This is a genomic window from Yersinia thracica, assembly GCF_902170565.1.
GTDB lineage: Bacteria > Pseudomonadota > Gammaproteobacteria > Enterobacterales > Enterobacteriaceae > Yersinia > Yersinia thracica.
In genome coordinates this window covers 1-6,836 of the sequence record NZ_CABHXX010000042.1, presented here as the reverse complement: position 1 = coordinate 6,836, position 6,836 = coordinate 1, and the positions used below count along the sequence as shown (strand labels likewise).

Sequence of the window (6,836 nt, the reverse complement as noted above, 5' to 3'; positions counted from 1 at the left end):
GCTCTAATAGTTGTGGATCGAGATATATACCAAACTGACATGAAAGAAATGTTAGACTATTTCACTTCAATAGAACTGACTAATATTGAATTTCTTAATATCGTTCCTAATAATAGGCTAGCTGCAGGTGGATATATTGGCAATGAGTTTATTAGCTACACTGAATTTATTGGTTTTTTATCCGATTTATTTATAATTTGGTTCAACAATTATCGGGGTAAAATAAATATAGCGATTTTCGAAGATTTCATCCAAGTATTGGAATATCCTGAGAAAAAACTCTCTGCCTGCTATTGGTCCGGTAATTGCTCACAAGAGATTATTACATTGGAGCCTAACGGTGATGTCTCTCCTTGCGATAAATATGTGGGAGACGTCAACAGTATCTATGGATCACTGTTAGACACTGATCTAGCTGATTTACTCTCTTCCTCATTACATAATCAACAAGCCATCAATGAAGAGAGAGAGGCAACTAAGAAAATGCGCCATTGTGAATGGTTTTATATTTGTCACGGTGGTTGCCCCCATGACCGGGTTATTAATCGAAGACATACCAAAGGATATAATGATGCATGTTGTGGGACTAGAGACTTACTGGAAACTATTCGGCGTTATTTAGTGAGCACTGACTGAAGCTGTGACGGATCATATTTTCCTGATATTAGCGGAAAGTATCTTGCGACACTTTCCGCTAAATTTAATGTGAACAGCACTGATACTGCAATTACCTAGTCAAAACCGACCAAAGCATAGTGCTGATTTATTCGCACTGACTTATTTAGTGTACTGGTGGTAGCATATATGAATAGTCAGGTGCTGGCTTTTCATTGTTAGGCTTTGGTTCCTTCTCCTCGACAACAACTGTTGGTTTTAACGGATTCACGGTAAATTTATTCCATTCTACCGGTTTGTTGGCGTTAACCACCTTAGCGTTGGCCAATCTCTTAGTACCGTAGTGGTTAATCACCATATTATTTTGCCCATAAATACCTGACATCTCAGTAATACCTTGTTTATTGGTATTCATATTGCTGCCCGAACCGCCAAACTCTGCCATTTCATCGCCAGCCAGATCAGTCGTCCCCATATAGGATAGATTAAATCTAAAATCCTTGTTATCAATAAGTTCAAACTCTTTAACACTTTGAATATGCAGATTACCACCAATATCAGCCCGCAAACTATCGACAACTACTTTTGCCCCTTTCAGCAACATATCTTTGCCGCTTTTTAACAAACCATGTTCAGCATTTATACGACTATTCTGGTGTTTAATAACCCATTGGTTACTTTTATCATCTTTAATATTAAAACTGCCTCCTGTTAACTTGTTTTCTGTAGGAATATCTGTATTTGAACCTGATGTTGTTGAACCACTGCCACTGGCTGAAATAAAGAAGTCTATATTGTCTTTAGGGGCTTGGCTTTGTGCTGATTCTAATAATATGCCACCATTAGCTGTGGTGATATCAACCTGCCGAGCTTTAATCTGTAGCCCCTGGGCATAAATGGCTTCTTTATTGTCACTCTTAGCGCTAATAGCAACATTACCGCCACTGTAAATAGTGGTTCCCTCACTAAACAATGTTGATTCCTTAACTCTCTTTTTCTCGGCCGAAAAACCGATACCGCCTTCCGTTGTACTATTATCATTAGAGTTGGCTTTGCTTACACTGAGCACCAGACTACCACCGGCTTTATCTTCACGAGTTGCACTATCAGAAACTGACGCTAACAGCTTAATATTATTCCCAGAGGACAATTTAACATTTCCTACCAGTTTATCCTCGTTGCCAATCTTAGTACCTGTCAATATCAAGTCACCATTGCCCGCTGATAACCTCACATTCGCCAGAGTAGTCATGCTGCTTTTTATTGCATTATTATAAAAACTATTTTTTTGCTCTGTATGGCCCTTCCCCTCAACTGCTAAGCTTTGAGAACCGGGCTTCAAACCAAGTTTAAAGCCCCCTTTTCCATAATCATGTTGACCATTTTTGCCACCAGAACTTGCAGCTTGATCGAAATGGAGTTTGTCGCCAGCAGTAATAACAACATCGCCCGTCCCCCCTTCTATCTGAGTGGCTTGAAAGTAGCCACTATCAGTTATGTCAATTTTAACCCCCGAGGCAGACTGAAACACACTAGGTAGTGCTTCATGGGTGTAAAAGCCATTTTTATACCCCCCTCCTTCCCCCTTAGCAGAGATTTTTATATCTTTACCCGTGCTGGTTGCCACTCTTAATCCCCCCTCTCCACTCAGCTTTCGCTCATTATCTTTTTCACTATTAATAGCCGATTTATTAAAGTAATTTTTAGCATGAAATTTTATTAGTTTGCCACTCTGATATTGAGTCCCTTCGTCAATAAAGGTGTCATTAGCTCGCAGTTTAATCTCCCCCCCAGTACGGATTGAAGTCACAAATGCCGCGGTACTGTCTGTGGATTTATCGGTTTGACTACCTTTTGCAGTGATATCTACACCTGCAGTAGGTAATTTTAGATTGGGTATAACCACACCATTTTTAGCTATATCATTCTTTAGTGCTTTTTTAATCGGTCGGGTTATCCCACTGTAATCAATATTGAAACCGAATCCGCCCGATATATCTTCTTTAGCCGTTTTTCCAAATGAACTATTGTGGCTGGCTAAATTAGTAATGTTTCTTCCTTCAGCCCAATATTCGCCCGCTGCCACATGTTGAGCGCCTTGTTGAGTGATATCGCCGTGAGCATAAATACGAATATCTTTCGCACTATCTAAACGGGAAACAATACTAGTATCCGTAGTAAGGTGCTTTCCCCCGTTATTAACATTAACATTTACTCCATTCCCAAATTTATTAATACCACCGGTGTAATAAGCGCCACCACTAGTGATTTTAGTTGTTTTATCAGTAGCATTGCTATTTCTGGCGGCAAAAAGACCAATATTCTGACCGCTTCTCAAAGATATATCGCTTGCGGTTGTTTTTAATGCCGCACCATAAAGTTCTATATCCCCCTGACCTGAATTAATGAAGATTCCTCTCGCGGTCATTGTGGCCACATGTTGCTCATTTTTGGAGCCAACCTCTGTGTCTTTGGCATGCTTAATCATAAAACCTGCATTGTATTGATCTTTACTCACCTCCTTGGTATAAAAATCCAAACTAAGACGGGTTCTTTCCTCATCGATTTTTTGCTGTTGTTGAGCGGCGGTAATACTAACACCAGTTTTGCTTTTAATACGCAAATCACCGCCAATATCAAACTGGCTACCATCAGTAATGATACGATTACCCACTAAATTAAAATCAAGTCCCGAGGTTAACTTGCTGTCAATAAACTGTTCATAGCTATTATTTTTTTCATCCGTACTCGTGGTAATGTCGAGTGCTCCACCAGTCGATATATCACTTTTTAATTTCTCATCATTTAAGACGCCACTAAATATCAGGTTTCCACCTGATATTATATTCCCACCCCCTGTTGTAGATATTTCACTGGCTATGACCCTAACATCGCCATTAGTTGAGATATTTACGTCACTCCCAGAAAGTCTGCTGATATGATTAATGCTCTGACTTTTTACTGTATCGTCTTTCTCACTACCGGCGATTCCCCCCCATTGAGAGTATTTTAGATCCGTGCTGTGCCTGTCTAATGTTTTCTGTGCATTGATATCTATATTTCCCCCTGCCTTAATAGATAATTGTTTGTCAGCACTAATACGGGCGCCGTTGAGAAGGATATCCCTACCTGCGGTAATGTTAATATTATCATCTGAAAGAAATTCAGTTGCTACCAGTGTGCTATATTCAGAACGCGAGATCTTTTTACCATCTCTCACATCATCACCGGATGCAGTATATTTTATATCTTTCTCATAAGTATCAGCTTGTTGCAACCCACTTACTTTTAAGTCTTTAGCTGAATCAAGGGTTAACCCATCAGTCGCGCTAATTTTTACCGATGTTAGCGCCAAATCATCCGACGTGGTTACTAGAGAAACATTTGATCCGGTAAGTACATTCCTGTGAACTTTTAATTTTATGCCTTCATCGCTAGATTTAATATTATCCCTATCTATATCAACCGAGTATTGAGTTTCTTTTCGGAGATGGGCATCCATGGAGATTTTCTCGCCTTTGATTAATAAATCACCACGGTTATGATTGATATGGATACTGGTTAGATGAATATCTTTATCCGCTTCAATACTCACATTTGAACCAATTAATTGAGTAATTGGCGGTTTTTCAAGTGAAACTTCATCTGACTTTATATTTATACTCCCCCCCTTAATATTTATCCCATCATCACCCTTTAATTCATTAGCCGTTATATCCAATCCTCCCAATGTTTTTATACCCAAAGAGGACGCGGCATTTATATTTTTAGATATAGTCATTGTTCTATTTCTTAGGCTATCAAAAACTCTAATACGATCAGCGGTCATACTCCCTAATGAAGCTGCATCAATTGTGTAATCTACACCATTGGAAAAGCTGCTTGTTATGATATTACCGTCACTATCAATAGCATTGACACCAAGAGTGATATCAACACTCTCTTTAGCACGTATGTGACTATCAATCTGGACTGATGGGGCAAGAATATGTAACACCTTAGATATATTGTCCTTATCATCCGTGTTTTTAATCACTATATGCCTATCGCCAGCACGTGAATATATATTATTAAAATTACCATCATAAGTAATTACTTTACCCGAGCCTAACGTAACTCTATTAAAATTAGGATCAAAGCTACAACCATCACAGGTAATTCCATTCGGGTTTGCCAGAATATAATCCGCGTTAGTACCCACTAAACTTTGATGACCCAGTAAGGTTGAAGGATTGCTACTGATGACTTCATTTAGAATCAAGTCAGCTCCGCGCCCTCCCTTGGACAGGTTTGAATTGGCAGTAATATTCTCCCCATTGAAATGGGTATCCTGGGTTGAGTTATTAAATACCGCCCCTGGTTTACCAACATTAAAGTCCTGATATTTATTATGAGACAGCCCTGACTCCGAGGGTGGTGCGATATTTATTAGTTCAGCTCCATTACTCATACTACTTATTTCTGGGCGATTGGCGGCGTCTCCTGCGGCCTGTATTCCTACAGCATAACTTATTGATACGGGGGCAAGAGTCATTGATATCAAGACAGCCAGTTTACCACCCGCTGAGAGTGTGAATTTTTTACTTTGCATTTTAATATCCTTATTCAGTATTTATATAATGAGGTAAAACTAAAATGTGTAACTTGACCTTAGTAATAACTGGACAGGTTCACTTCTATTCTTATTTTCTGATAACCAAAAACCACGGCTTGCTTCCAAATCAAATTGCATACGTTTATAACGCAATGTCATTCCGGCACTCAGGCCAAAATTACTTTGCCAACCTTGCTGACTGCCATGTTGTAAAATGCGACCGCCATCAATGCCAACTCTTGGAGTGAGCACTGTTTCCCTCCACCAAAAATGATGCGATAACGTATTCTTCATATACCAACCGGTATCACCCGATAGCGCGCCGCGGCTAAATCCACGCACGGCATTACGTTCCGTCAAACTTAACTGTTCTGTGGCAGGTAGTTTTTTTCGACTATATCCTCCCACTAGCAAACTATTAATTTGATAAGAGGAATTAAATAAAGGGAAACGTTTATTCAAGTTAATTATCATTTCACTTTTAGTAAAATCATATCCATGAGATAAATTATTAATATTATCACTCATGGAGAGATACAATTTTGGCAAGATTTTTTCTACAGATAAACTAACATTCACAGAACCATTAGGTATTTTACGAAAATGATCCCCAGCCAGTTTCAGTGATGCATACTGATAGCTACTCACATTTACCTTAGTGTCATTAATAAATACGTCTCCTTTTTTATGTTTTAATTCTGCACTTAGCGTATTAATCTGTTGACTGTTCCTATAAAACATATAGTCGGCTTTTAAATTGTACTGCTGTACCCCACCACTAAATTTTATATTTCTTATTGTGGGTTTCTCATAACGCCGATATTGCATATGGCTGGTAACTGCACTAAAGGTAAAATCACCATAAGGTACTGAATAAAAATATGAGTATTCTTGCTTATAACGTTTTTTATAATTTTCCAACGTGCGACTTAAATTAAAACTTAAGAAATCAGACCAGCCTAATGGGCTGTCCCAAGACAATAACGTGTTTGCCTTCCATTCATCAGATTTTTTGTAACCATAATTATTAACGGAAGCGGTTAGGCTCCAAGGTTTAGCATCAATATTATTGACACGAATAATAGACATTCCTTCCTTTCTGCCTGGAAAAATATCCAACTTCACGTTATTTGATTGTAATCTATTAGCTTGATATATCGCTTGATCTAAATTAGAGAGCTGAAGTGGCTTATTTTCCACGCTGGGGAAGAGTAATTTATGATTGGTTCTTCTATCCCCCCCTTCTATACGTTCGACCACCCCTTCATTTATATTTAACCCTAACTTACCATGACTGTTAAGTGGCAAAAAACTCACTCGCGCGGCAACATACCCTTTAGTCAAATAGGTTTTAGTGACCTCTTTTGCCAATTTATTAACATCACTTGCAGTTATACATTTATCATGAAGATAATCTTTAATTGAAAACTCATCATCTGTAAATAGCGTGTTCCCTTGCAAGAACAACCCGGTAATATTTAGACATTCTCTTTCAGTCATCAATGTATTTACACGAGTATAATTCTGGTGAGGAGAATTGTTACTTTTCGATAACTCAATTAACTCTTCCGCATACAAATCACCGCTAAATAGAAGAATGGATAAGTATTTCCACATAATTACAGAT

3 protein-coding genes are annotated in these 6,836 nt (G+C 38.5%); 1 reads left to right on the top strand and 2 read right to left on the bottom strand.

The features are described 5' to 3' along the window. Positions 1-636, top strand: a 636-nt coding sequence (locus FTA91_RS05895) for an SPASM domain-containing protein (RefSeq protein WP_235896828.1), incomplete at its 5' end; no start/stop codon positions are given. Between the two features lie 145 nt (positions 637-781). Here FTA91_RS05895 and FTA91_RS05890 read toward each other — a convergent pair. Both FTA91_RS05890 and FTA91_RS05885 read right to left on the bottom strand, forming a co-directional pair. Next, positions 782-5,206, bottom strand: a complete 4,425-nt coding sequence (locus tag FTA91_RS05890) for a hemagglutinin repeat-containing protein (protein WP_145583059.1) — start codon at positions 5,204-5,206, stop codon at positions 782-784. Between the two features lie 39 nt (positions 5,207-5,245). Beyond that, positions 5,246-6,836: ShlB/FhaC/HecB family hemolysin secretion/activation protein (locus FTA91_RS05885; protein WP_145583058.1), on the bottom strand; the 1,591-nt coding region annotated here is incomplete at its 5' end.